General features: G+C 42.7%; 22 protein-coding genes. 8 read left to right on the forward strand and 14 right to left on the reverse strand.

Features of this window, described 5'->3' with window-relative positions; genetic code table 11:
* The 3 genes from ACNORC_RS13470 to ACNORC_RS13480 are packed head-to-tail and all read left to right on the forward strand — an operon-like array spanning nucleotide 1 to nucleotide 3,111.
* A complete protein-coding gene (locus tag ACNORC_RS13470) occupies nucleotides 1–606 on the forward strand; it encodes a SprT-like domain-containing protein (protein WP_418336190.1) in 606 nt (201 codons plus the stop codon).
* Nucleotides 606–1,691 carry a mannose-1-phosphate guanylyltransferase gene (locus ACNORC_RS13475; protein WP_418336191.1) on the forward strand — a complete coding sequence of 362 codons (1,086 nt, stop codon included), beginning with the start codon at nucleotides 606–608 and terminating at the stop codon, nucleotides 1,689–1,691. The genes ACNORC_RS13470 and ACNORC_RS13475 overlap by 1 nt, the downstream gene beginning before the upstream one ends.
* 4 nt (nucleotides 1,692–1,695) lie before the next feature.
* Nucleotides 1,696–3,111, forward strand: a complete 1,416-nt coding sequence (locus ACNORC_RS13480) for a DUF389 domain-containing protein (protein WP_418336192.1) — start codon at nucleotides 1,696–1,698, stop codon at nucleotides 3,109–3,111.
* Here ACNORC_RS13480 and ACNORC_RS13485 read toward each other — a convergent pair.
* Both ACNORC_RS13485 and ACNORC_RS13490 read right to left on the reverse strand, forming a co-directional pair.
* Nucleotides 3,108–3,875: an ABC transporter ATP-binding protein gene (locus tag ACNORC_RS13485; RefSeq protein ID WP_418336193.1), complete on the reverse strand. Its 768-nt coding sequence runs from the start codon at nucleotides 3,873–3,875 to the stop codon at nucleotides 3,108–3,110. The genes ACNORC_RS13480 and ACNORC_RS13485 overlap by 4 nt on opposite strands.
* Nucleotides 3,872–4,612, reverse strand: a complete 741-nt coding sequence (locus ACNORC_RS13490) for an MlaE family ABC transporter permease (RefSeq protein ID WP_418336194.1) — start codon at nucleotides 4,610–4,612, stop codon at nucleotides 3,872–3,874. Before ACNORC_RS13490 ends, ACNORC_RS13485 begins: the two co-directional genes overlap by 4 nt.
* 113 nt (nucleotides 4,613–4,725) lie before the next feature.
* Between ACNORC_RS13490 and pafA the strand changes: the two genes are divergently transcribed.
* A complete protein-coding gene (gene pafA / locus ACNORC_RS13495; protein ID WP_418336195.1) occupies nucleotides 4,726–6,387 on the forward strand; it encodes an alkaline phosphatase PafA in 1,662 nt (553 codons plus the stop codon).
* A 3-nt stretch (nucleotides 6,388–6,390) separates the two neighbouring features.
* Here the strand turns inward: pafA and ACNORC_RS13500 are convergent, their stop codons facing one another.
* The 4 genes from ACNORC_RS13500 to gcvP all read right to left on the reverse strand — a co-directional run bounded on the left by ACNORC_RS13500 (nucleotide 6,391) and on the right by gcvP (nucleotide 11,980).
* Nucleotides 6,391–7,239 carry a glycosyltransferase family 2 protein gene (locus ACNORC_RS13500; protein ID WP_418336196.1) on the reverse strand — a complete coding sequence of 283 codons (849 nt, stop codon included), beginning with the start codon at nucleotides 7,237–7,239 and terminating at the stop codon, nucleotides 6,391–6,393.
* 81 nt (nucleotides 7,240–7,320) lie between these two features.
* On the reverse strand, nucleotides 7,321–7,845 hold the full coding sequence (locus ACNORC_RS13505; RefSeq protein WP_418336197.1) for a class I SAM-dependent methyltransferase: 525 nt from the start codon (nucleotides 7,843–7,845) through the stop codon (nucleotides 7,321–7,323).
* Complete coding sequence (locus tag ACNORC_RS13510) at nucleotides 7,846–8,904, reverse strand: 3-oxoacyl-ACP synthase III family protein (protein ID WP_418336212.1); 1,059 nt, start codon at nucleotides 8,902–8,904, stop codon at nucleotides 7,846–7,848.
* Between the two features lie 226 nt (nucleotides 8,905–9,130).
* Complete coding sequence (gene gcvP, locus ACNORC_RS13515; protein ID WP_418336198.1) at nucleotides 9,131–11,980, reverse strand: aminomethyl-transferring glycine dehydrogenase; 2,850 nt, start codon at nucleotides 11,978–11,980, stop codon at nucleotides 9,131–9,133.
* An 89-nt stretch (nucleotides 11,981–12,069) separates the two neighbouring features.
* On the opposite strand from gcvP, the gene ACNORC_RS13520 reads away from it, so the two are divergent.
* Nucleotides 12,070–12,927 carry a UbiA prenyltransferase family protein gene (locus ACNORC_RS13520; RefSeq protein WP_418336199.1) on the forward strand — a complete coding sequence of 286 codons (858 nt, stop codon included), beginning with the start codon at nucleotides 12,070–12,072 and terminating at the stop codon, nucleotides 12,925–12,927.
* Here the strand turns inward: ACNORC_RS13520 and ACNORC_RS13525 are convergent.
* From ACNORC_RS13525 to ACNORC_RS13545, 5 genes are all read right to left on the reverse strand, one after another.
* The gene (locus tag ACNORC_RS13525; protein ID WP_418336200.1) at nucleotides 12,898–13,176 is read right to left on the reverse strand and encodes a hypothetical protein; all 279 of its coding nucleotides are present in this window, start codon (nucleotides 13,174–13,176) and stop codon (nucleotides 12,898–12,900) included. The genes ACNORC_RS13520 and ACNORC_RS13525 overlap by 30 nt on opposite strands.
* Before the next feature lies 1 nt (nucleotide 13,177).
* A complete protein-coding gene (locus ACNORC_RS13530) occupies nucleotides 13,178–13,729 on the reverse strand; it encodes a sigma-70 family RNA polymerase sigma factor (RefSeq protein WP_418336201.1) in 552 nt (183 codons plus the stop codon).
* Between the two features lie 113 nt (nucleotides 13,730–13,842).
* Nucleotides 13,843–15,879 (reverse strand): M3 family metallopeptidase, encoded by a 2,037-nt coding sequence (locus ACNORC_RS13535; RefSeq protein ID WP_418336202.1) that lies wholly within the window; start codon nucleotides 15,877–15,879, stop codon nucleotides 13,843–13,845.
* A gap of 212 nt (nucleotides 15,880–16,091) precedes the next feature.
* Nucleotides 16,092–16,577, reverse strand: a complete 486-nt coding sequence (gene purE, locus ACNORC_RS13540; protein ID WP_418336203.1) for a 5-(carboxyamino)imidazole ribonucleotide mutase — start codon at nucleotides 16,575–16,577, stop codon at nucleotides 16,092–16,094.
* Nucleotides 16,578–16,588: 11 nt separating this feature from the next.
* Nucleotides 16,589–17,761, reverse strand: coding sequence for a 5-(carboxyamino)imidazole ribonucleotide synthase (locus tag ACNORC_RS13545; RefSeq protein ID WP_418336204.1), 1,173 nt, complete (start codon nucleotides 17,759–17,761; stop codon nucleotides 16,589–16,591).
* 128 nt (nucleotides 17,762–17,889) lie between these two features.
* Between ACNORC_RS13545 and ACNORC_RS13550 the strand changes: the two genes are divergently transcribed.
* From ACNORC_RS13550 to ACNORC_RS13560, 3 genes are read left to right on the forward strand one after another with little or no spacing between them, the layout of a single operon-like run.
* Entirely contained in the window at nucleotides 17,890–19,014 is a 1,125-nt protein-coding gene (locus ACNORC_RS13550; protein ID WP_418336205.1) for an adenylate kinase, read from the forward strand.
* 27 nt (nucleotides 19,015–19,041) lie between these two features.
* Nucleotides 19,042–20,049 carry a GTPase ObgE gene (obgE, locus tag ACNORC_RS13555; RefSeq protein WP_418336206.1) on the forward strand — a complete coding sequence of 336 codons (1,008 nt, stop codon included), beginning with the start codon at nucleotides 19,042–19,044 and terminating at the stop codon, nucleotides 20,047–20,049.
* Between the two features lie 60 nt (nucleotides 20,050–20,109).
* Nucleotides 20,110–20,631 (forward strand): DUF4136 domain-containing protein, encoded by a 522-nt coding sequence (locus tag ACNORC_RS13560; protein ID WP_418336207.1) that lies wholly within the window; start codon nucleotides 20,110–20,112, stop codon nucleotides 20,629–20,631.
* 107 nt (nucleotides 20,632–20,738) lie between these two features.
* On the opposite strand, the gene ACNORC_RS13565 is transcribed toward ACNORC_RS13560, so the two are convergent.
* From ACNORC_RS13565 to ACNORC_RS13575, 3 genes are all read right to left on the reverse strand, one after another.
* On the reverse strand, nucleotides 20,739–22,424 hold the full coding sequence (locus ACNORC_RS13565) for an OmpA family protein (protein ID WP_418336208.1): 1,686 nt from the start codon (nucleotides 22,422–22,424) through the stop codon (nucleotides 20,739–20,741).
* An 11-nt stretch (nucleotides 22,425–22,435) separates the two neighbouring features.
* Complete coding sequence (locus tag ACNORC_RS13570; protein WP_418336209.1) at nucleotides 22,436–23,380, reverse strand: PorP/SprF family type IX secretion system membrane protein; 945 nt, start codon at nucleotides 23,378–23,380, stop codon at nucleotides 22,436–22,438.
* 20 nt (nucleotides 23,381–23,400) lie between these two features.
* The coding region (locus tag ACNORC_RS13575) for a T9SS type B sorting domain-containing protein (RefSeq protein WP_418336210.1) at nucleotides 23,401–25,342 on the reverse strand (1,942 nt) is incomplete at its 5' end.

The following is a 25,342-nucleotide window of genomic DNA, read 5'->3' on the forward strand; positions in this document are numbered from 1 at the left end:
ATGAAGCATATCCTGGAAAGATACATTCCTGAACATTCTGTGGAACCGGTATTCGGGCTGATTGAATCCAATGGAATTCACCTGAAGATCGTCAACGAGCGCAAGACCCGCCACGGCGACTACCGCAGGATGCCTTCCGGAGGTCACCAGATCACTGTAAATGCCAACCTCAATAAATACCGTTTCCTGATAACTTTGATCCATGAGATCGCCCACCTTGCCGCTTTTGAACTGTACGGTCGCCAGATAAAGCCTCACGGGCAGGAATGGAAACGCACCTTTCAAAAATTGATGCTTCCGTTCATTCGGCCGGAGATCTTTCCTTCAGAGTTACTTCCGGTAATTGCCCGACACTTTAAAAATCCGAAGGCCAGCAGTGATACCGACGCGCATCTTTCGGTAGCTCTTAAAAGGTTTGATGAGGAGAATGATAAAAATTACATTTTTGAAGTTCCGAAAGGGAGCATCTTCCGGATATATAATGGTAAGATCTTCAAAAAAGGCGAAAAACGCATCAAACGCTATGAATGCGTGGAAGTGAATACCGGCAGAATTTACCTTTTTCAGCCCAATGCTGAAGTGGAATTATTAAGAACTGCGAACTAATGAAAGATCTCAATAAAAGTAATTTTGCTGTACTAATGGCCGGGGGAGTGGGTTCCCGCTTTTGGCCTGTAAGTACAGCTCAAAAACCAAAACAGTTCCGTGACCTTTTAGGAACCGGAGAAACCCTTATCCAGACTACCTTTAAAAGACTTTCAACTCTTGTACCCGAAGAAAATATTTACATCCTTACCAATCAGGGTTATAACGGGTTGGTAAAAGAGCAACTTCCTCAGGTGCACCAGGAGCAGATCGTTCTGGAACCTGAAATGCGGAATACCGCGCCCGCAGTTTTACTGGCTGCTCTAAAAATTCAGAAAAAAGATCCTGATGCCGTGATGGTCATGGCACCAAGCGACCATTGGATAGAAGATGAAAAAGCTTTTTCTGCAGATATTAAGAATGCTTTCGAATTCTGCAGGAATGAAGACAGAATTGTAACCCTTGGAATAAAACCAACTTTTCCAAATACCGGATACGGGTACATAGAATTTTCAGGAGAAAAGAAGGTGCGGCCGGTGAAAAAGTTTACGGAAAAACCCTCTTTTGAAAAAGCACGGGATTTTTTGAAGCAGGGAAATTACCTGTGGAATGCCGGCATCTTCATCTGGAATGTGGATTTCATTACCCGTTCCTTCCAAAAAAATCTTCCGGAGGATTTTGAACTTTTTAATTCCGGTTCAGCCGATTTAAATACCACCCGGGAGAGCTTTTTTATCAAAGACACCTACCACAAAGCCACAAATATTTCCATTGATTACGCGATCATTGAAAAGGAGGAAGAAACTGTTTTCGTCATTCCGGCAGGTTTTGATTGGAATGATCTCGGCACCTGGGGCTCTATTTACACGGAAAGCGAAAAGGATGGGGAAAACAACGCTGTACTCAATGCGCGTATTATGGCTGAAAATTCTACCGGAAATATAATTACCTCTGCTTCAAATAAAGTAATAGTGGTTGACGGACTCTCAGATTATATTGTGGTAGATGAAAAAGAGGTGCTGTTGATAGTGCCGAAAGAGAAGGAGCAGGAGATCAAAGAGATCAGGACCAGGGTACAGGAAAAATTTGGTGAACACTTAGGTTAGAAAAATGGCAAATACTCCACAAGATCTTCCCACACGATCGGGATTCAATTTTAAAGTTATGTTGAAGGAAACGGGAGCTTTCGTGAAGGAGCTTCTGGACATCCACGAGGATACCGACCGCGATACCACCATGGAGACAGTCAAGCGCGACATTTCCTTTAAGGGGCACAACGCGTGGATCCTGGTGTTCTCGATCTTTGTAGCCTCTATCGGATTGAACGTTAGTAGTACTGCTGTGGTGATCGGAGCGATGTTGATCTCTCCATTGATGGGTCCTATTGTTGGAGTAGGTTTTTCGGTGGCTATAAATGACATTGATACTCTAAAACGTTCTCTGGTCAACCTTGGAGTTATGGTCGGCTTAAGTGTGCTTACTGCCTATCTCTATTTCCTGGTTTCGCCCATTAAAGAAGCGACCCCTGAACTGGTTGCCAGGACCTATCCGACTATTTTGGATGTACTCGTGGCCATCTTTGGAGGTACAGCCCTTATCATTGCCAAGACTAAGAAAGGGGCCATTGCGAGTGTGATCATGGGTGTGGCGATCGCTACTGCCCTTATGCCGCCCCTGTGTACTGTTGGTTATGGCCTTGCTATCGCGAACTGGGAATATGCAGGCGGAGCGTTGTATCTCTTTTCTATTAATTCAGTTTTCATTGCCCTTTCCACCTTCGTAGTATCAAAGCTGCTTCGTTTTCCGCTGGTGAAATATGTGAACAGCAGAAGAAGAAAGAATACGGCCAGGCTGGCATCGCTAATAGCAATTCTGGTGATGATCCCCAGTATAATTCTATTTGTGAACCTGCTGAGTGAGCAGGTATTTCGAAGTAAGACTAAAGATTTCGTAAAAAATGTGATCACCTATCCCGGTGCCGAAGTTGTCAAGTTCGATCAAAATTACAAAACCAAGTATGTGGATGTTTATCTCATTGGGAAACCGGTGCCGGAGTCAATAATTAGTACGTGGATGCGGGAGTTAAAGGAAGTTCCGGAGTTGGAGGAAGCAAACCTCCGCATACACCAGGGAACCGACCAGAGTTCCGAAATGGCCGCACGGCTTAGCAGTGAAGTAAAAGCCGGGATCCTGGAAGATCTGTACCTAAAGAATCAGCAGGTGGTAGAAGATAAAGATGCCAGGATCCGTCTATTGGAACAGGAGCTGGTGCGTTACCGAAATTCGGGAATTCCTTTCGAAAGTGTTACTAAAGAGGCCAAGATCAATTATAGCAATCTGGAAGAAATGAGCTATGCGAATAGTCTGGTCACAAATTTCTCTAAAATTGATACTGTGCCTACTTTCAATGTGCGGTGGAAAAAATCGCTATCAAGAAGTTCGAGACAAAGTGAAATGAACAAGCTGAAGAAGTGGCTGCAGGTGAGATTGTCTCTTGATACGCTCTCTGTGCAGGCAGTGGATTAAAGTCCCTGGAGTTGTGCTTTTCTAACCTTCCGGAAAAGATCTGAAGAATAAACGAATTCCGTAACAGCTTTGTTGTCGGTCTTAAAGATTACATCTTTATCACCTTCCCACTCCAGATTTCCGTTTTGAAGGAAAACTATCTTTTCTCCAATTTCCAATACCGAGTTCATGTCGTGCGTATTGATCACAGTGGTAATATCATATTCCCGGGTGATCTCCAGGATGAGGTTGTCTATTACAGTAGCGGTTTGTGGATCCAGACCTGAGTTGGGTTCATCGCAAAAAAGGTATTTCGGGCGGTTCACAATGGCCCGCGCGATGGACACCCTTTTTTGCATCCCTCCACTGATCTCCACTGGAAATTTTTGGTGTTGACCTTCCGCAAGATTTACCCTGTCCAGCACCTCTCTTACCCGCTTCATCATTACGTGATATTTCTGCCTGGTGAACATCTTCAAAGGGAACATTACGTTTTCTTCAACAGTCATGGAATCAAAGAGGGCTCCACCCTGGAAGACCATTCCCATTTGCTGTCTCAACTCCCGTTGCTCTTCATCTGTAAAAGAGGAATAAGGTTGCCCATCATAGAGGATCTTTCCCGAATCGGGTCTGAAAAGTCCAAGCAGACACTTCAGGAATACCGTTTTACCCGCTCCCGATTGTCCAATGATAAGATTGGTCTGTCCCTTCGGAAAAACTGTGCTCACCCCTTTAAGGATCTCTTCTCCTTCAAAAGCTTTCTTTATGTTCTTAACTTCTATCATGCGCTTAGCAATAATTGGGTGACAACGTAATTGGCGACAATGATGACCACACTGGTCCAGACGAAAGATGTTGTACTGGCCTGCCCAACTTCCAAAGCCCCGCCTTTCATGTAATATCCATGATAAGCAGGAATAGTGGCGAGGATCATGGCAAATAAAAATGTCTTAACAAAAGCGTATACCAGGTGAAAAGGAATAAAATCTTCCTGTAATCCTGCGATAAAGTCCTGCGATGAAACAAAGCCACCGAAAACGCCGGCGCTATATGCTCCAAATATTCCGAGGAACATTGAAATAGCTATGATAAACGGATAGGTCAACATAGCAATGATCTTTGGCAAAATGAGGTAATTCAGGGAATTAATCCCCATCACTTCCAGGGCGTCAATTTGCTGTGTTACCCTCATACTTCCAATACTGGAGGTGATATACGATCCCACTTTTCCTGCCATAATGATAGAAATAAAGGTGGGAGCAAATTCCAGGATCACCGACTGACGTGCCGCAAATGCGATCAGCGTGCGTGGGATCAGAGGGTTGTTCAGGTTTAAAGCTGTTTGAATTGCAACAACACCTCCTATAAAAAAGGAGATAAAGGCTACAATCCCCAGCGAGCTGAAGATGAGATCGTCAATTTCCTTAAAAATAAGATTGGTTAGAACCGACCTTTTAGTCATTCGCCCAAAGACGCCTTTAAGCATTAAAAAGTATTCGCCAATGGAATGCAGGTAACTCATCTGAGGATTTTGTTCGCGCTAAAATACTAAAATTTTTATCCAAAGTTTTTAAGCTTAACTTAAAGTTAAAAAGTATAGAGAATTGTATTTTTGGAGTACAAAATTTACTAGTAATGAAATATTTCTTTCAATTCTTTCTTCTACTTACGATTGTTTCAAATTCAAGTGCCCAAAATACCAGTAAAGCCTTTGATCCTGATTCAGACCTTCGGGCGCAACCTAAGCTTGTAGTTGGGGTGGTCGTTGATCAAATGAGATACGACTATATTACCCGTTTTTGGGACAGGTTTGGAGAAAATGGATTTAAAAAGTTAGTTTCTGATGGCTTTAATTGCCGCAATCACCACTTCAATTATATTCCCACCTATACCGGGCCGGGACATGCTTCCGTTTTCTCGGGTGGAGCGCCGGAAACCCATGGTATAGTAGGGAATGACTGGTATGACCGGTATGCTGATAAAATGGTTTATTGTGTGGGTGATTCATCAGTGGAACCTGTGGGAACAACTTCTGATGCCGGTAAAATGTCACCACACCGTCTACTCACCTCCAGTGTTGCTGATGAAAACCGGCTGTATACACAGTTCCGTGGTAAGACTATTGGAATAGCTTTAAAAGACCGCGGAGCCATTTTGCCTGCCGGCCATACTGCCAATGCGGCGTATTGGTTCAACGGGAAAAAGGAAGGTAAATGGATAAGCAGTAGTTTTTATATGGAAAAGCTTCCGAAGTGGGTTCAGGATTTTAATGCCTCCGGAATTGCCGATAAATATGTTCAAACCTGGACTCCTCTTTACGATATCACTACTTATGCAGAAAGCGGAGTGGATATTAACCTTTTTGAAGGAGGTTTTTCCGGAAAGGAAAAAACTGATTTTCCATATGATCTAAAAAAATTGAAAGATGCCAACGGTGGATATGACATTTTAAAAGCTACTCCTTTTGGAAATAGTTTGACTGCCGATTTTGCCATTGCTGCAATAGAAGCCGAAAAGCTTGGCCAGGATGCAGACACAGATTTCTTAACTGTTAGTTTTTCGGCTACAGATTATGTGGGGCACAACTTCGGAGTAAATTCCAAGGAAATTGAAGACACTTATCTTCGTCTTGATCGCGATCTCGCAAAATTACTGCAAGCTCTTGATGCGAAGGTCGGCGAAGGTAACTATACATTATTCCTCACTGCAGATCATGGAGGAGTAGACGTTCCTTCTTACTTACAATCAGTGAAAATTCCTGCGAACTATTTTGATTTCGGAACTTTCAGGAAGGATTTGGATTCGTGGTTATCTGGAAAATATGGAGTGGAAGGTCTGGTGAAAGAAATCTCCAACAACCAGATCTTTTTAGATGCTGAAGTTATAAGTACGCACGAATTAAATTCTTCAGACCTACAGCGAATTATTGCAGACTATGTTCTCCAGTACGATTTGGTGAGCGAGGTTTTCACGCGAGATCAGCTGATGGCTACCAGTTATACCGAAGCTATTGCCTCAGCTATTGATCATGGTTTTAATCAAAAGAGAAGTGGTGATGTGATTGTTGTTCTGGAGCCTTCCGTTATTTCTTACTCCAGGACCGGCTCCACACACGGTAGCGGGCATAATTATGATACGCATGTTCCCCTTATCTTCTACGGAAAAGGGATAAAAAGCGGTAATACTCTGGAGAGGACCGAAGTGACTGACATTGCGCCAACGATCTCGGCTTTACTGGGAATTTCCTTCCCAAGCGGGGCGACCGGTAAACCTCTTTTTGAGGTGATGGAAAAGTAGGTTCTAAAATACCTTTTTTCGCATCTTATTATAACGGAGTCTTCTAATGAAGGCTCCTTCTTTTTTAGATACCAGACGAGGAGTGTTGTTGGCGGCAGCTTTGAAATATCCGGTGAGATAGTCTTTGAACAGAAGAGGCTTTTTCTTTTTCAATGCGAGTTTAGCTGATGCGATAGTTGTCAATAACAGTCCATAGCGCAGTTTATAAAAAGCTTCTCCCTGCTTCCATTTTGCCGTTTTATTATAAGTGAAGCCTGTGGGGCGAAGATGTTTTACCTGTAGGGAAGGATCAGTGACAATTTTCCAACCATGATACTGTGCCAGCAATTCATCAACGGTATCCCAACCCATAGAAGCTCTTAAGCCACCGATTTCCTTAAAGCAGGCTTTTCTATAGGCTTTCAAAGCTCCGCGGATATGATCTTTGTTGGTGAGGTTTTCCAGCTTCCATTCGTTCTTCTGAAGGATCTGACAAAAGCCTCCCACCATTCCCACTGTTGGATCTTCAGCAAAATGTTTGCTGATCTGCTCCAGGTAATTCTGCGGAAAAATGAGGTCTGCATCGAACTTGCAGATAATGTCATAATCATCGTCAAGGGAATCGAGGCCTTTTTGGAAGGCATTGATCACCTTGGAGCCTGGAAGATGAGCTTCAGAAGATTCTGTAGTAATGACAGAAAGAGAAGGAAATTTGTCAGAATATTTTAGGGCTACTTCTGCTGTGGCATCAGAAGATTGATCATCGGCCACTACAACTTTTTCCGGTTTCAGCGATTGTTCCGAAAGGGATTCAAGGGTTTGACCAATAAATTCGGCTTCATTGTGCGCCGGAATGACAATATAAATTCTCAAAAGCAGAAGGTCTTTCGGCTAAATTACAATTTTTACCGCCTCCTTTGAATGACGTCTCAAAAATGCCATTTTTGGGAAGTATTATTTTTTTCGTTCAGCGTAGACAATATAGTATCGTGGGGTGAAGAGACGCAGCAGAGGGCGAAGTCCAATCTTTTTAACCGGGTTGGTCCACTTGTGTCTTTTTTTGATTTCCCATCCGGCTTTTTCCAACAGCCAGTCGAACTGCCAGTCTTCAAATTCGTGATAATGCCTGTCCCACATATCGGTCTTACTCTTGTAGGCGGGGGAGAACCAAAGCTTTAAGGGAACACTGGCGACGATTTTATCTGCTTTTATCTCCTGAAGCACATTAAAAGGAGCCAGCAAATGTTCGAAGATCTCAAAAGCCGTTACAAGTTCCGGTTCGGTAGTTTGGACGGCACTTTGGTCAAGATCGAGATCTTCCCCGGTGGTGTTGGTCACTTTATAACCCGCTTTTTCCATAATTTCAGAAAAAGGGTTCCTTACTCCCAGATCGAGGATTCGAGCCGGGGGAGGAGCGACATTTTCTAAAAATTGAAGGGTTTCTCTATATCTTTTATCCGGAAAGGTTTTCTCGTACATCTAGACTTGATATACAATGGCATTAATATTCATTCCGGCACCTACACTTGCCAACATGATCACATCTCCTTTTACCAGTTCCTGATCCTTCATTTTTCCTTTGAGGATGAGGTCGAGAAGAGTGGGCACTGTAGCAACACTGCTGTTTCCAAGTTTGTTTATACTCATAGGCATCACCCCTTCAGGTGCTTCAGCTCCCATTAATTTGTAGAAACGCTTGACGATAGCCTCATCCATTTTCTCGTTTGCCTGGTGAATAAGGATCTTTTTAAGATCCTTTATATTCTTTCCGCTTTGTTCAAGACAGGATTTCATAGCTGCCGGTACGTGGCTTAGTGCAAATTCATAGATCTTGCGGCCATGCATTTTTATATATCGCCGCGGATCATCATTGTCGCGGTTGTATGATTTTCCGAAGAAAATAAAATTGGCTTCCTCAAAGGAATAGGTAGCACTCTCATGAGCCAGAATTCCTCCCGGTTCATCACTGGCTTCAATGACTGTTGCACCTGCACCGTCTGAATAGATCATGGAATCGCGGTCATGTTTATCTACCACTCTTGATAAAGTCTCAGAACCAATAACGAGGCACTTTTTGGCAAGTCCGCTTTTAATGAAAGCATTCGCCTGAATTACCGCTTCGATCCATCCCGGGCATCCAAAAAGGATATCGTACGCCACACATTTCGGGTTCTTAATGCGAAGTTTGTGCTTCACCCTTGAGGCAAGGCTGGGCACGGTATCACTCTGAACATCCTTGTCCAGAACATCACCATAGTTGTGAGCAACAATTAAATAATCGAGCTCTTCAGGATCTATTTTGGCATCTTCGATCGCATTGATGGCGGCGAGGTATGCGATATCTGAATTGTTGAGTTCGCTATGGATATAACGACGTTCCACAATTCCGGTAATTGCCTTGAATTTTTCAATAATTACAGCATTGGACTGGCTGAAATTCGAGCCGTCCTCATAAAGAAATTCGTGCTCATGGAAATCGGAATTCTTTTCAACTCTTTCTGGGATATAGCTTCCCACGCCTGTGATTTTTATGCTCATCATGTATTCGATTATAGAGTCCTTCTTTCAAAAATAGTAAATACAGCCACGGAAATTGGTGGATTTCAGTAATAAAAATTCATTTTTATGACATCAATATTCTGCAGTAAAATTTTCCAGTCTCATTTTATATTCTTGCAAAAATGAGGTTGGAAAGTTAAGAATTAGTTAAAGGTAAAAAAGTTGGATAAAAAAACCGAAGGTTTCTGGCCTTCGGTTTTCTATTTTAGTCTTCCATATATTCTTCTATGGGCGCACAGGTACAAATAAGATTCCTGTCTCCATAGGCGTCATCAACCCTTCTTATTGACGGCCAGAATTTATTATCGGCTATGTAATCTAATGGAAATGCTGCTTTTTCCCTGGTATAGGGCAGGTTCCATTCATTGGCTGTCAACATAGTCAGCGTGTGCGGTGCGTTTTTCAAAACGTTGTTAGGCTCTTCTGCGCTGGCTTCATTGATCTCCTGTCTTATAGAAATAAGAGCGTCACAGAACCTGTCAAGTTCGGCCTTGCTCTCACTTTCGGTAGGTTCGATCATTAACGTACCCGCAACAGGGAAAGAAACGGTAGGTGCATGGAATCCGTAATCAATAAGGCGCTTGGCGATATCAGTTACCTCGATTCCTTTTGCTTTGAAAGGACGACAATCCACGATCATTTCGTGTGCTGCACGACCACGTTCCCCGCTGTACAAGGTCTTGTAGTGCTCCTCAATACGGGCTTTGATGTAGTTGGCATTAAGAATTGCATACTGAGTTGCTTTTTTCAATCCTTCTGCACCCAACATAGTGATATATCCGTAAGAGATCAGGCAAACAAGAGCTGAGCCCCATGGAGCGGCAGAAATTGCGGTAATAGCGAAATCTCCTCCTGTTGGAATAACCGGGTTACCGGGAAGGAATGGAACCAGTTGCTCGGCCACACAGATAGGTCCTACTCCGGGACCACCACCACCGTGAGGGATAGCAAAGGTCTTGTGAAGGTTGAGGTGACAAACATCTGCACCTATCACTCCCGGACTTGTTAATCCAACTTGTGCGTTCATATTGGCACCGTCCATATAGACCTGTCCGCCGTTTTCATGAACAATGTTGATGATCTCAATAATTGCAGATTCAAATACCCCGTGAGTAGATGGATAAGTAACCATCAGGGCAGCAAGGTTATCTTTGTATTTGATTGCCTTTTCTCTCAGGTCTTCAACATCAATGTTTCCGGTATCGGTAGATTTTGTAACCACCACTTTCATTCCGGCCATTACTGCGGAAGCAGGGTTGGTACCATGAGCTGAAGAAGGGATCAAACAGATGTTTCGGTGTGATTCTCCTCTTGATTCATGGTAAGCCCGAATCACCATTAGTCCTGCATATTCTCCCTGTGCACCAGAGTTTGGTTGCAAGGAAGTGGCTGCAAAACCAGTGATCTCGGTCAGTTGATTTTCCAGTCTCTTTAAGACGATCTGATAACCTTCGGCCTGATCAAGTGGTACGAACGGGTGAAGATTTCCCCATTGCGGATAACTGATAGGAAGCATTTCTGAAGCTGCATTCAGCTTCATAGTACAGGATCCTAAAGAGATCATGGAATGGTTAAGAGAAAGGTCTTTTCTTTCAAGTTTTTTGATATAACGCATCAACTCAGTTTCTGAATGATACGAGTTGAAAACATCATTTTTGAGGAATTCTGTTTTTCTTTCTACAGATCCCGGGATATGATTTGCTTCGGAAAGTTCAGTAACCGAAATAGTTTCTTTTCCGGCGGCTTCCGCGAAAATTGAAATGATGGTATTGACATCCTCCAAATTTGTAGCCTCATTCAAAGAAATGGAAACAGCATCTGCAGAAGGGTAATAGAAGTTCACCTCATTTCTTTCTGCGATCTCCCTGATCTTAGCAGCATCTGCCTTGAAAAGTACGGTATCGAAAAATGAGGAATTCAGCTGGTGGTAACCTAATTTTTCAAGACTTTCAGCAACTGTTACCGCAGTACGGTGAACTTTAGTTGCGATGAACTTCAAGCCTTTTGGTCCGTGGTAGACGGCGTACATACCAGCCATAACTGCTAAAAGTACCTGAGCAGTACAGATATTGGATGTAGCCTTATCACGTTTAATATGCTGCTCTCTTGTTTGGAGAGCCATTCTAAGTGCGTAATTACCATCGGTATCTTTGGTTACCCCAATGATCCTTCCGGGGATGCTTCTTTTATATTCTTCACGGGTAGCGAAAAATGCTGCGTGAGGTCCGCCATATCCAAGAGGGATTCCGAAGCGTTGAGAAGTCCCAACCACCACGTCTACTCCAAATTCTCCCGGTGCACGTAATTTTACTAGGCTGAGAAGGTCTGCAGCTACAGCAGTTCTAATGTTCTTTTCAGCTGCGCGGGTAACAAAGTCGGCATAATCAAATACCTGACCCAGTTTTCCCGGGTACTGAAGAAAAATTCCGAAGAAATCTTCTGAAAAGTCAAAAGCTTCATGATCTCCAATTACCAGTTCAATTCCCAGCGGAATAGCCCGGGTTTTAAGAACATCAATAGTTTGAGGCAATACTTCTTCAGAAACAAAGAACTTTTTCACCTCCTTTTTCTTTTGATCACGATCTCTTACCTCAAACAGAAGGGACATAGCTTCGGCAGCGGCGGTAGATTCGTCCAAAAGCGAAGCATTGGCCAATTCCATTCCGGTAAGATCTGCGATCACTGTCTGGAAATTAAGAAGAGCCTCCAGCCTTCCCTGAGCAATTTCGGCCTGGTAAGGAGTATAGGCGGTATACCATCCCGGATTTTCCAGGATGTTGCGTTGAATAACAGCAGGCGTAATGGCCTGGTGGTATCCTAAACCTATATAAGTTTTAAAAATCTTATTTTTGGCAGCTAAAGCTATATTGTGTGCAAGATATTCATGCTCACTCATTGCAGGTGCGAGATTCAGTTCTTTTTTCAGGCGGATATCATCGGGTAAAGTCTCATAGATAAGTTGATCCATGGAATCAACCCCAATGGTGTTTAACATTTCCTGAAGGTCCTTCTCACGGGGGCCTATATGTCGAGAGGCAAAAGAAAAAGTATTCATCAAATTAAAGTTGTGTTTTGAGACGCGAAATTACACATTTTATACCTAAATTTTAATGATTTCACCGCCAAGTATTGTTAACTTTTGTGATGAATTTAAACTCATGGCAGGAGCGTAAGATCTTTGAAATGAATTTCTTCCAGAAAATTTTCGATTTTTACATCAACAGTAGTATCCATGTGGGTTTAGCTGTTGTTGCTCTTGCTGTGATCACAGCTTTGCATTTCGATATCCCGGCTGATATCGCCCTGCTTGGATTTGTCTTTTTTGGAACTATTACCGGGTACAATTTTGTTAAGTATGCCGGTGTTGCAAAATTGCATCACAGAAGCCTGGCCAGTGGTTTAAAGATCATCCTGATTTTTTCCCTTTTTTGCTTCTTTTTTTTGATCTGGTTTTGCTTTTTGGTGGAGGTGGAAATTTTGATCTGGACTGCCATTTTTGGAACCTTTACGTTGCTTTACGCTCTCCCGGTCTTCAGTAAAAAACGCAACTTAAGAAGTATCTCAGGGATCAAGATCTTTATTATTGCTTTTGTCTGGGCCGGAGTGACAGTAATTTTGCCGGTTGTAAATACTGTGGAGATATTGTCTCTTGATGTATTGCTTGAATTGTTTCAAAGATTCTTACTGGTGCTGGTCTGGATCCTGCCTTTTGAGATAAGGGATCTTAAGTACGATCTAAAGCAATTGGGAACACTTCCGCAGCGGGTAGGGGTGACCGGAACAAAGGTTGTGGGGCTCATTTTACTGAGTCTTGTTGTTTTAACCGAATTTTTCAAGAGTACCTATAGCTCTGCGACTATACTAAGTTTTGTCCTGATGGCACTATTATCCGGAATTTTGGTGTGGAAAGCAAAAGAGCGGCAATCTGCCTATTATGCATCTTTCTGGGTGGAAGGGATTCCAATCTTCTGGTTACTTTTCCTCTTGATCTTTAAGAGTTAATAACTGTTCTTCTTTTAAACGTTGCCTGTATGCTTCCTTTTCTTCGGAAGTACAGAATTTAAGATCGGCTTTATTAATAAGGGAACTCAATTTTCGATTATCCTCATAGTATTCATCACAAGTCTTACATAAAAAGAGGTGGAGTTTTAACTTTAACTTATCTAAAGAACTTGCTTCTTTATATTCAGCTTTGTTGCAGAGCACTGCAGCTTCTGCGCAAGTTAACCCGACGAGATTTGTTCGCTTCATTTTAAAACCAGTTTTTCTCCAGGCATTTAACCAGAGAGATTCTGGCCCTGTGAATTATTACCCATAAGTTAGACGGACTAATTTTGTATTCATTACAGATAGCCTCTGTATCTATTCCATCAATTGTTTTCTTTTTAAAAATTTCGGCCTGTTTGTCTGTTAACTGATCCATACATTCCAGGATCGCCAGCCCCAACTCCTTGTTCTCCATTTCATCTTCTGCAGTGCGATCAGAAAGATCAGCTACTTTTTCTTCCAGCCATTCACCGCCTTCTTCAGACTCGGGATAATCCATTTTCACCTCTGCCCGGCCTTTGGTTGAATTTATTTTTCGGTAATAGTCGATTATTTTTCTTTTCAATATTGAGATCAGCCAGGTGCGCTCACTAGCTTCGCCCTTGAAATTCTTCATGGAATTGAGACCAGCGAGAAAGGTGTCAGAAATAATATCGTTGGCCACCTCCCTGTCATTTACCCGCACAATGGTGTAGTTGAACAAATAGTCGGAATATTTGTCAACCCATTTTTCGGGATCTAAAGTATTTTCTGCCATTTCCACTTCCTCACTCTTACTATAAATTTAGTAAAAGATTCAGTTAAAATCCTGACAAATATTGGAAGTATTGCAGAATACTTTTGCAATCTTTTATTTTGATTGCCTGTAAGCTACTTCTTTTTAGGAATTAATCCGGCGCGTCGCAACAGGGCATCGGGTTCCGGCTCTTTTCCGCGGAAGCGTTTGTAAAGGATCATTGGGTGTTCTGTTCCTCCCTGTGATAAAATGGTTTCCCGGAATTTGTTGGCGGTTTCCCTGTCAAAAATGCCTTTTTCGGTGAAGTATTCGAAAGTGTCAGCATCAAGAACCTCGGCCCATTTATAGGAATAATACCCTGCGGCGTAACCTCCCTGAAAAATATGGGAGAAGGAGGTGCTCATGCAGTTTTCCTTGACCTCTGGATACAGGTTTGTAGGTTCAAAGGCTTTTTCCTCATGAGCTTTGACATTTGTTATTCCTGAAGGATCTATACTATGCCAGCTCATATCCAACATTCCGAAACTTAGCTGCCGAACGGTAGCCATGCCTTCATGAAAAGTCGCAGATTTTTTGATCTTTTCCACTAAGTCATCGGGGATGACCTCTCCGGTCTCGTAATGAGTCGCGAATAACTGAAGGGCTTCTTTTTCATAGCACCAGTTCTCCAGCACCTGGCTTGGCAGTTCCACAAAATCCCAGAAAACATTGGTTCCGGAAGTACTTGGGTAAATGGTATCGGCAAGCATTCCGTGCAGGGCATGTCCAAATTCGTGAAAAAGGGTGGTCACCTCTGTAAAAGTCAATAAAGATGGTTCCTCTTCGGTAGGTTTGGTGAAATTGCAAACAATGGAAATATGCGGCCGCTCATTTTTTTCATGCCGGTGATATTGGGATTTATAAGATGTCATCCATGCACCCCCACGCTTTCCTTCCCGAGGATGGAAATCAGCATAGAAAAGGGAAATATCCCTGCCTTTTTCATCTGTAACCCAGAAAGTACGTACTTCGGGGTGATAGGTATCGACATCAAAGACTTCTTTGAATTTGAGTCCGTATAGCTTTTCTGCGACTATAAAAACCCCTTTTATGACATTGTTGAGTTCAAAATAAGGCTTGAGCTGCTCGTCATCAACATCAAATAATTTCTGTTTCAGTTTTTCACCAAAGTAGGCGCCATCCCATTTTTCAAGGCGGCCAATTCCTTCCAGCTCTTTGGCGAAATTTTCCAGTTCCTTAAATTCTTTTTCTGCTGCAGGTTTTGCCTTTTCCAGCAATTCGTCCATGAAAGAATTTACTTTTTCAGGAGTTTCTGCCATTCGCTCCTCCAGTTTGAAGTGAGCGTAGGTAGGGAATCCCAGTAAGTTCGCTTTCTGATGTCTAAGCTTCACAATTCGCAAAACATTTTCCCGGTTGTCAAGTTCATCACCATGGAATCCTTTTGCGCCAAAGGCAATGGAAATTTCTTTTCTCAGTTCCCTGTTGGCAGCATACTTCATAAACGGAAGGTAACTGGGGTAATGCAAATTAAAGATCCAACCTTCTTTGTCCTTTGACTTCGCCAGGGATCTTGCTGCGCTTATAACGCCTTTTGGTAAGCCTTTGAGATCTTTTTCGTTTGTGAGATGTAACTCGTATCGATTCGTTTCAGCCAGCACATTTTCGCCAAACTTGAGACTCAGGGAAGCCAGTTCTTTGTCAAGTTTTCTGAGCTCCTCTTTTTTTGCCGCATCGAGATTGGCCCCGTTCCTGGTGAACATTTTATATTTCTTATCTAAAAGAGTGTCCTGTTCTATAGTGAGTTGTAAAGTGTCTTTCTTATCGTAGACAGCCTTTACTTTTTTGAATAGCTCCGGATCCTGGATCACATCATTTTTGAAATCAGTTAGGATCGGAGAAATCTCCTGGGCCAGCTTTTGAATTTCTTCATTGGTCTCTGCAGAATTGAGGTTGAAGAAGATGCTGGTGATACGGTCTAACTTGCTTCCTGCAAATTCCAATGACTCAACGGTGTTTTCAAAAGTAGGTTCCTCTTCTGAAGCAGTTATTTTCCCGATCTCTTCCCGTGCTATTTTTATAGCTTCTTCAATTGCAGGTTTAAAGTGCTCAGTCTTTATTTTGCTGAAGGGAGCGGTGTCAAATGATTCTAAAAGTGGATTATTGTGAGTCATAATGTTAATGTTTGGATCCAAAATCCAGACTTTTTAAGGAAATTTTGGCTGGAATTTGTGATTTTCTTCGCTTTTTTAATTACTTTAACGTCATCTATTAAAAACGACATTAAAGAGAAGTAGCACTTAGGTTTTTGATTAATATATTTAGAATGGTTAATAAATACTATTAAAACAACTTTGCTACTCTAAAGCCACGTGAGAACGTGGCTTTACTTTTTTACCTTTTTGGCACCCTCAATGACTTTTTGTTTGAGGCCTTCTTTGTAGTCAATGATCCTCTTCTGTACTTTGTCATTTGAGCTTCCAATAATTTGAGCGGCCAGTATTCCTGCATTTTTAGCGCCATTGAGAGCCACAGTAGCCACCGGAACTCCGCCGGGCATTTGAAGAATAGAGAGGACAGAGTCCCATCCATCAATCGAATTGCTGGATTTCACAGGCACGCCAATCACCGGAAGCGGAGAGAGGGAAGCCACCATTCCCGGAAGGTGAGCTGCACCTCCTGCGCCGGCAATGATCACGCTGATACCCCTGGTGTGTGCATTTTTTCCGTAGTCAAATAGTTTTTCAGGAGTGCGATGGGCAGAAACGATGTCCACCTCGACCTCAATTTGAAATTCTTCCAAAATATCGATTGCTTCCTGCATAACGGGCAGGTCACTGGTACTGCCCATAATTATTCCAACTTTGCTCATAAAGCCTGTTTTTACGGATTTATTTTTTCAGATCCTGTCACCTTGATCAGGTTCTTTACTTTTTCTGCAATTTTTCGGGCTTCCCCGAGATCTTCATTTATAATGGTCACATGTCCCATTTTCCGGAAAGGCCTGGTAACCTTTTTTCCGTAGATATGCGGGGTAACTCCTTTCATTTCCATGATTTCAGAAATTTGTTCATAGATGACATTGCCGGTATAGCCTTCTGCGCCCACCAAATTGACCATCACGCCACCGGCCTTGCTCTCTGTGTTTCCCAAAGGCAGGTCAAGAATTGCCCTGAGGTGTTGTTCAAACTGATTGGTGTAAGCTGCTTCAATGCTATAGTGTCCGCTGTTGTGAGGTCTCGGGGCCACTTCGTTGACAAGGATCTCATCATCTTTGGTCTGAAACATTTCCACCGCAAGTAATCCTACGTGCTGGTATGCTTCGGAAACTTTTTCAGCTATTTTTCGGGCTTTTTCAGCCACTGAAGCTTCTACCCGGGCCGGGCAGATCACATATTCCACCTGATTAGCTTCAGGATGGAATTCCATTTCCACTACCGGATAGGTTTTATAATCGCCTGAAGGATTTCTGGCAACGATCACCGCCAGTTCATTCTTGAAAGGAATTAATTCTTCAGCTATACAGGTGCCTTCAGAAAGTTCATTGACGGTTTCTTTGGAACGGACAACAGCCACGCCGCGACCATCGTATCCACCGGTAGCACTTTTCCATACAAAGGGCAGCTGAATTTCCCCTTTTTCAATAGCATCCAAAAGTGCCTTTTTTGACTGGTATTTTTTAAAAGGAGCTGTAGGAATTCCATGACTCTCAAAAAAGCTTTTTTGAACCGACTTATCCTGGATCTTTTTTAAAGTAGCCGAGGAGGGATAGACTTTTTTTCCTTCTTTTTCCAGTTGTTCCAGCGCCTCCACATTCACACCTTCAATTTCGAAAGTAACAACATCGGCTTTGCGGCCAAATTCCAGTACTGTATTGAAATCCATTAAATCGCCCTGAAAAAAATGGTCGCATGCAATGCGGCAGGGAGCTTCAGGACTGGGATCCAGAACAATTGTACGAATGTCAAACTTTCGGGTGTCGTAAAGCAGCATTTTTCCAAGCTGCCCGCCTCCAAGGATCCCTACTGTAAAATCAGAAGAAAAATATCGGGTCATTCAATAGCTATTTCAGCAAAAATAATTTTAAAAATCTGAAATGCCGCAAGATTGGCAGATAAATGCGGCAGGATTGCCTTTAGGAGTTCGTTGGAATATGTATCTTTGCTTCCCAAAAATAAATTGTTTTGGTACAACTGCACGATCTAAGATTTACTCCATTTATTTCGGAAGACGAAATCAACGCCGGAATCGAGAAGGTAGCTGCGCAGATCAATTCTGAATTTGCGGGAAAGACACCTGTTTTTCTAGGGATTCTTAATGGCGCTTTTCTTTTTGCTTCCGAAGTGATCAAACGCTTCCAGGGAGATTGTGAGGTCAATTTTGTGAAATTGTCCTCTTATGAGGGTACGACTTCAACAGGAGATGTCAACGCTTTGATGGGGCTTACCCAGCCGCTTGATGGCAGAAGTGTGGTAGTGATCGAAGATATTGTGGATACCGGGAACACCCTTGAGAGTCTTGATAAGATCCTGAAGGCTGAAAAGGTGAAGGAATACAAGATCGCAACACTTTTCTATAAGCCAAAGGCCTACAAGAAAACTCTGCCAATTGATTACGTGGGTATTGAAATTCCGAATGATTTTATTGTGGGATATGGTTTAGACTATAATGGTTTGGGGCGTAATCTTACACAGGTTTATAAACTCAAAGAAAATAAGATGACAAATATTGTGCTGTTCGGGCCTCCGGGTGCCGGAAAAGGGACACAGGCTACAATTCTGAAAGATCATTACAAGTTGAAGCATATTTCAACGGGAGATGTCTTCAGGTATAATATCAAGAATGAAACTGAACTGGGCAAAATGGCAAAATCCTATATGGATAAAGGCCAGTTGGTGCCAGACCAGGTAACCATCGATATGCTAAAAGCTGAGGTTCGATCAGAGCTTGACGGCAACGGTTTCATTTTTGACGGTTTCCCGCGCACCGTGGCTCAGGCAGAAGCCCTGGAAGAATTCCTTAACGAGGAAGGGACACAGGTAAGTGCAATGATCGCTTTGGAGGTCGAGGATGACCTGCTGGTGCAACGTCTTCTTGAACGCGGAAAGACTTCAGGTAGACCAGATGATGCCAATGAGGCAGTGATCAGAAAAAGAATTAAGGTATATTATGAAGAAACTGCTATCTTAAAGCAGTTCTACCTTAAAGAGAACAAATACTTCGGAATTAATGGAGTGGGAAGCATTTCTGAAATTACCGAAAGATTAAAGGATGTGATCGACCAGTTGGTAGAGGAGCCCCAATCCTAATAAGAATTTTATAACAGCTGAGGAATAATGACTGAAGGGAATTTTGTTGATTACGTAAAAATACATGTAGCTTCCGGAAACGGAGGGAAAGGCTCTGCGCACCTGCACAGGGAAAAGTATGTCGCTAAAGGTGGACCCGATGGTGGGGATGGAGGTCGCGGCGGCCATGTGATCTTGCGTGGTAATCAAAACCTTTGGACTTTGTTTCATCTGAAATTTAAAAGGCATATTAAGGCCGGTCACGGGGAACACGGGAGTAAACAGCGCAGTACCGGTGGCGATGGGGAAGATCAATATATTGAAGTTCCGCTTGGGACTGTGATAAGAGACACCGAAACTCAGGAGATACTTCACGAGATCACCGAAGATGGTCAGGAGTTGGTGATAGCCGAAGGTGGAAAAGGAGGTCTCGGAAACTGGCATTTTAAGTCGTCAACCAATCAGACTCCGCGTTATGCCCAGCCCGGTATTCCCGGAGAGGAGAGAGATATTACCCTCGAACTCAAAATACTTGCCGACGTTGGACTTGTAGGATTTCCAAATGCCGGAAAGTCCACTCTTTTATCTGTAATTACCGCTGCAAAGCCAAAAATAGCAGATTACGAGTTCACTACTTTAAAGCCAAATCTCGGGATCGTTGAATACCGTGATTTTAAAACTTTTGTTGTTGCAGATATCCCCGGAATAATCGAGGGTGCAGCAGAAGGAAAAGGTATCGGTCATCGCTTTTTAAGACATATCGAACGAAACTCTACACTTTTGTTCCTGATCCCTGCTGATGCACCTGATATTCCGAAGCAGTATGAGATCCTTGTGGATGAACTACGCCGGTACAACCCTGAAATGCTGGATAAGGACAGGTTGATTGCAATTTCCAAAAGTGACATGCTTGACAGCGAACTTAAAACCGAACTTAAGGCTGAACTTGATACTGCCTTTGACGTCCCTTATTTATTCATTTCTTCAGTAGCACAGCAAGGCTTAACAGAGTTGAAGGACAAACTCTGGGAAATGCTGAACCAGGAGGCTGGTTAAATCCTGTTAATCAGAGGCCTGGAAAAAGCTGTTTTTCTTATTTTTAAGGAAAACAAGCTTATGAAAGCTTTCAAAATACTTTTGGTTTTTATTTTACTGGTGAGTTGTAATACGCCCAGAGCGGTCTATGATTACGACCAACAGACCAATTTTTCCCAATATAATTCCTATGCGATCTATCAGGACCTTCGCACCGGCCTCAATGAGCTGGATGACCGAAGGTTATTGAACAGCCTCGAAAACCAACTTCAACAGAAGAATTTATCTCCTTCAGAAAACCCTGATCTCTTTGTCAATGTGTATTCCGAAGAATACCGCGAGCCCAATAGAAGTTCTGTTGGTATTGGAGTAGGAGGCACGGGACGCAATGTGGGAGTAGGAGTGAGCGGTGGCATCCCGCTGGGTGGCCCTGAGACCTTCTTACGTCTTACTTTTGATCTGATTGACGCTAAGAGAGATGAATTGGTATGGCAGGCCGTAGTGGACTCTAAATTCGATTGGGATGCTAGTCCGGAAAGGCGTCAGGCAACTTTTGACGCTATTGTTGCGCAAGCCCTAAAAGGATACCCTCCAAAAAAGTGAATTTTAGAGGCAATTTAAAAGAGGCTGGTAATGCCATTTTTGATACCTTATAAATAAAAATGCCCCGGATATCCGGGGCATTTTCTTTGGTTGGTTAGTCAGAAGCCTTAGTTGTTGTCTTCTTGTTTTGCTTCAGGTTTGTCCTGAAAGTAAGGATTGTCTCCACTTATTTCAGTGAATTCACTTCTACGGTTCTTAGCATACTGCTCTTCTGTACACATGTTTGGTTTCGTACAGTCGTTAAGTGGTACTTCTTCTCCGTAGCCTTTAGGCATCAACCTGTCGCGGCTGATTCCGTTCTTAACAAGGTATTCTAAAGTAGATTCAGCTCTTCTTTGAGAAAGATCCATATTGTATTTGTTAGAACCACGTGCATCAGCATGTGAGCCTATCTCGATCTTCAACATTGGATAATTCTTCATGATCTCAACTACGCGGTTCAGGGTTGGTTCTGATTCAGGTTTAATGGTAGCCTTATCAAAATCGAAGTAGATGTTACCAACATTGGCGATCTGTCTTCTTCCTGTCTCCGGGTTGATCTCTATTTCTTCCTTCGGAAGTACTGGTTTTTCATATTCCTTACGGCTGAAAGCATAAAGGTTATCTGAACCTCTTCGGTTGGAAGCAAGGTATCCTTTTTCTTCACCTGTTTTCATGACGAAAGCGAAATCATCGAATTCACTATTTAAAGTGTTTCCAAGGTTTTGCGCTTCTCCAAAAGAACCATTTTCCGGCTCACTTTTGAAGATATCAAGGTTTCCGAAGCCAATTCGGCCATCAGAAGCAAAGTAAAGAGTACCATCTTCTCCTACGAATGGGAACTGCTCTCTGTTGGCAGTATTCACATTTGGTCCCAAATTTACAGGCGGACCAAAAGTTCCATCTTCGTTTACGCTAACGCTGTAGATATCAAAGGAACCTAAAGAACCCGGCATGTCGCTGGCAAAGTAAAGAGTAGAGCCGTCAGGACTTAGGGTTGGGTGCTCTGTAGAATACTGATCGCTGGTAAAAGGAAGGGCTTCAATGTTTGTCCATTTTCCATCTTCCATTTCTGCACGATAGATCCTGATAGTGGCAACAGGCACTTCAGACCATTCTGTCTTAACTCTTCTTTCGTTGGTGCGGTCAAAGTACATAACTTTTCCATCCTTCGTAAAAGCTGCAGAGCTTTCATGAGTATCAGTATTGATCTCATCTCCAAAAAGGGAAATGTTGCTCAATTTACCGTCTTCAGAAATATCAGCTACATAAAGGTCCAGATATGGTTTTCTGTTCCATTTGTAGATTGGTCTGTCCTGATTCCTAGTGGAAGCGAATACTACGCGATCACCCATAAAAGTAATTCCGAAGTCAGAAGAAGCAGCATTCTGCATTACCTGGTTTGTGTTGTAGGTATGGGAAACTGCAGTATCCAGTTTTGTAGTCCATTCTTCAAAATCAACTTCCTTACCAAGATAATCGCTCAAATATTTAGCGGCTTCATCATATTTCCCTGCAGCTCTTAAAGCGTGCGAGAAACGAAATTTATAAATTGGATCAACATTGCCTTCATGTCTCAAAAACAGGGTTCTGTAGGTCTCTTCAGCATTCGCCATACGGTTTGTGAAGAAATAAGAGTCACCAAGTTTTTGCAACACTTCCTGATTCTTATCTGCGACCAGGCGGTATTGTTCAGAAGCATCCATATAAGCTCTCTGTAAAAAGAGCTTATTGGCTTTCTTTAATTCGGAACTCTGTGCAAAGACAGACATTCCGACCATTATCATAAAAAGTGTGGTATATAGTTTTTTCATAGGTCGAGTTTTTAGAAGAATCTTGGGGATACATTATAACCTTTAGCCAGTCCTAAAAGATCCAGGTCAAACAGGACCATGATCTCGTGGGTTCCGTCATTGAAATCACCAAGATTTCCGGTAGTGTAGTCATAGGCATACCCAATTCTTAATTCTGGAGTAACCCTGAAATTAACCAAACCACTTACTGTTTCATCAAAACGATAAGCAATTCCGGCTTCAAAGCGGTTGTACAGCAAAACGTTTGCAGTAACATCAACTGAAAGTGGAGCACCTTTTACGGCTCTCGTCATAAATGCTGGTTTCAGTTTTACGTTCTGGTTGAGGTCAAAAACATATCCACCTGTAAGGAAGTAGTGGATGTTCTCTTCTCCCAATCTGGCCAGTCCGGTTTCATTCTCTAAGTGTTTAGAGGTAAAAAGGTTTGGAGCTGAAAGTCCAACGTAATAGTTATCACCGAACCAGTAAGCACCTACTCCAAAGTTAGGGAAGGCTTCACTTATGTTCTGTGCCGCTGGATCCACAACATCAGGATTTCCTGTTTCAAGTCCGGTAAGGTTGGCATCAAAGAAAGTCACACCCGCTTTTATACCAAAAGACAATTTTGAACTTTCAGTTACTGGCAGGATGTAGTTAACATCAGCGTAAAGGTTATTTTCCTTGACAATGCCACCTATTTCATCATGAACAATGGAAAGACCTGCTTCCAGTCTTTCGGTAAGGCCGGTATGTGCGAAGAAGTTGGCCGTTTCAGGCGCTCCTTCCATTCCCGCCCACTGGTTGCGGTAAAGGCCTCCAACGTTAAGCATACCCAGGTCGTCTATCGCATAAGCGGGGTTGATCACGCTCATGTTATACATGTATTGGGTATACATTGGATCTTGTTGCGCATTACCCTTTATAGAAAAAAGGGCAATGCAGGCAACGATAAAGATTTTTATGATTGAATTTCTCATATATTTCAAATGTTTCAAAATTATCTGCTTAAGTATAGTCTACCTTGAACTGGTGCGGTCTGTCCGTCGTTGAAGTATATTAAATAGAAATATACGCCTACTGGTAAAACTCCGTCTCCAAAAGATCCTTCGGTAGATGTTCCATCCCATGCCGGAGTAGAAGCATTACCCATGTAAACAGGTTCTCCCCATCTATTGTAGATCTCCATCTTGTAGTTTGGATATTCCGCAGCAAGATTTTTCACCACGAATGTATCGTTAATAGAGTCTCCGTTAGGAGAGAAGATCTCCGGAATGACTATATCACAAGACTCAAGAGTAACAGTTACTACTAAGCGCTGTGAACTTTCGCAATCTCCATTTGGAGTAACAGATGCGTAATAAGTCACGTTATTTGAAAGAACTTCAGAAGTGCTGTAAGTCTCATCACCAGTTGCTGTTGTATACCAGGTGATGGAACCATTAGCATTTACATTCTCTTCCAGATCAGCAAGAGTTGCACGGTCGAACTCACAGAAGACATTTCCGCCAGCAACTAATGTTGGAGCATTACTGTCTGTAAGAGTCACATCAAGTTCTGCGGCCGGGGACTCACATCCTGCTGCCGAAGTTTGAGTTACATAGTACGTTCCGTCGACCAGCAGGTCTGTATCAGCTGCCGGAGTTTGAAGTGCAGCATCAGTATATACAGTAAAGGTTGCATCAGTGTCTGGGGTAATATCCAGGTCAGCAACTGTTGCTCCTGTAACTACGCAGTCAGAGAAATCTGCTACGGTTGGAGCGGCTGGCGCATCCAGAATTGTTACGGTGACCATTACTCTTGCAGGACATTCTCCAGCAGCATCGCCTGCATAGTACACACCTCCATCTGTAAGAGCGGTATCATCTGACAATGGAGTTGTTCCATCAGCAGTATCGTACCAGTTAGCATCTGCCGGCTCCAGTTGTGCGACAGTAGCTCCCGGACAGAAATCCGGAGTAGTGTCAGTGACATCAGGACAAGCTGTAGTATCCTGTTCAACAGTAACTGTAACAGTTGCAGATGCTGAACAATCATTTACATTAGTAAGAGTATAAGTGTAAACTCCCGGAGTATCAGTAGTAGGGTCAAAAGAACCATCTACTTCATTTCCATCAGAATCTGTCCACGTTCCGCCAGTTTCAGGTGTACCGTTCAATCCTGTGAACAGGTCTTTTGCGTCGGTTTCGCCTACAGCGAAAATCAGGTTTCCGTCCTGACCTGCGTCTGGGTTCTCAAGGACTGTTATTGCCAAGTCCACAGAGGCAGTTCCGCATTCTGTAGGAACTGAATAAGTGGTGTTGTATATGCTGTAAGGATCATTTTCATATTGAGAAACTAAAGTTTCCATAGTTGGGTCAAAAGATCCTCCAGTAGCTAAATCGGTGTTAAGATTAACTAAATTGCTAAAGAAGGTTCTGAAACCTTGTACAGTGGGATTTTCTATCTCATTGTAACAAACATCGCCTATAACAGGATTATCTTCAAAATCTCCTTCAGGTATGGTTATTTCGAAGGTTACAGAGTCCTCTCCTGTTACACATTCTGACCCGATTACTGTATAGGTAATCAGGTAAGTGTCAGGATCAAGTGATGTGGGATCAAAATTCCCATCTGCATTCAGTACTCCTGGATCGGCAGAAAAAGTTCCTCCCGGTGTGGCATTATTACTTAAGATAGAATCATCAAGAATTATGATGTCAGTTGATCCACATGCCACAGTTCTATCTGCAATAGTTCCAGCTTCAGCAGTTTGGGATTGAATAACCTCTACAGAAATTACAACTGATTCTTCACCGCTTGTGGTTGTTACGGTATATGTGGTTGTAAGGGTTCCAATTGGCTGATTCTGATATTGGCTGAGCAGTTCCTGGATAGTCGGATTATATGTACCTCCTAATGGGAGATCAGTTTCGTTGCTTACCTGTGCATTGAAATAACTC

The sequence above is a fragment of the Salinimicrobium soli genome, assembly GCF_048323655.1.
Classification (GTDB): domain Bacteria; phylum Bacteroidota; class Bacteroidia; order Flavobacteriales; family Flavobacteriaceae; genus Salinimicrobium; species Salinimicrobium soli.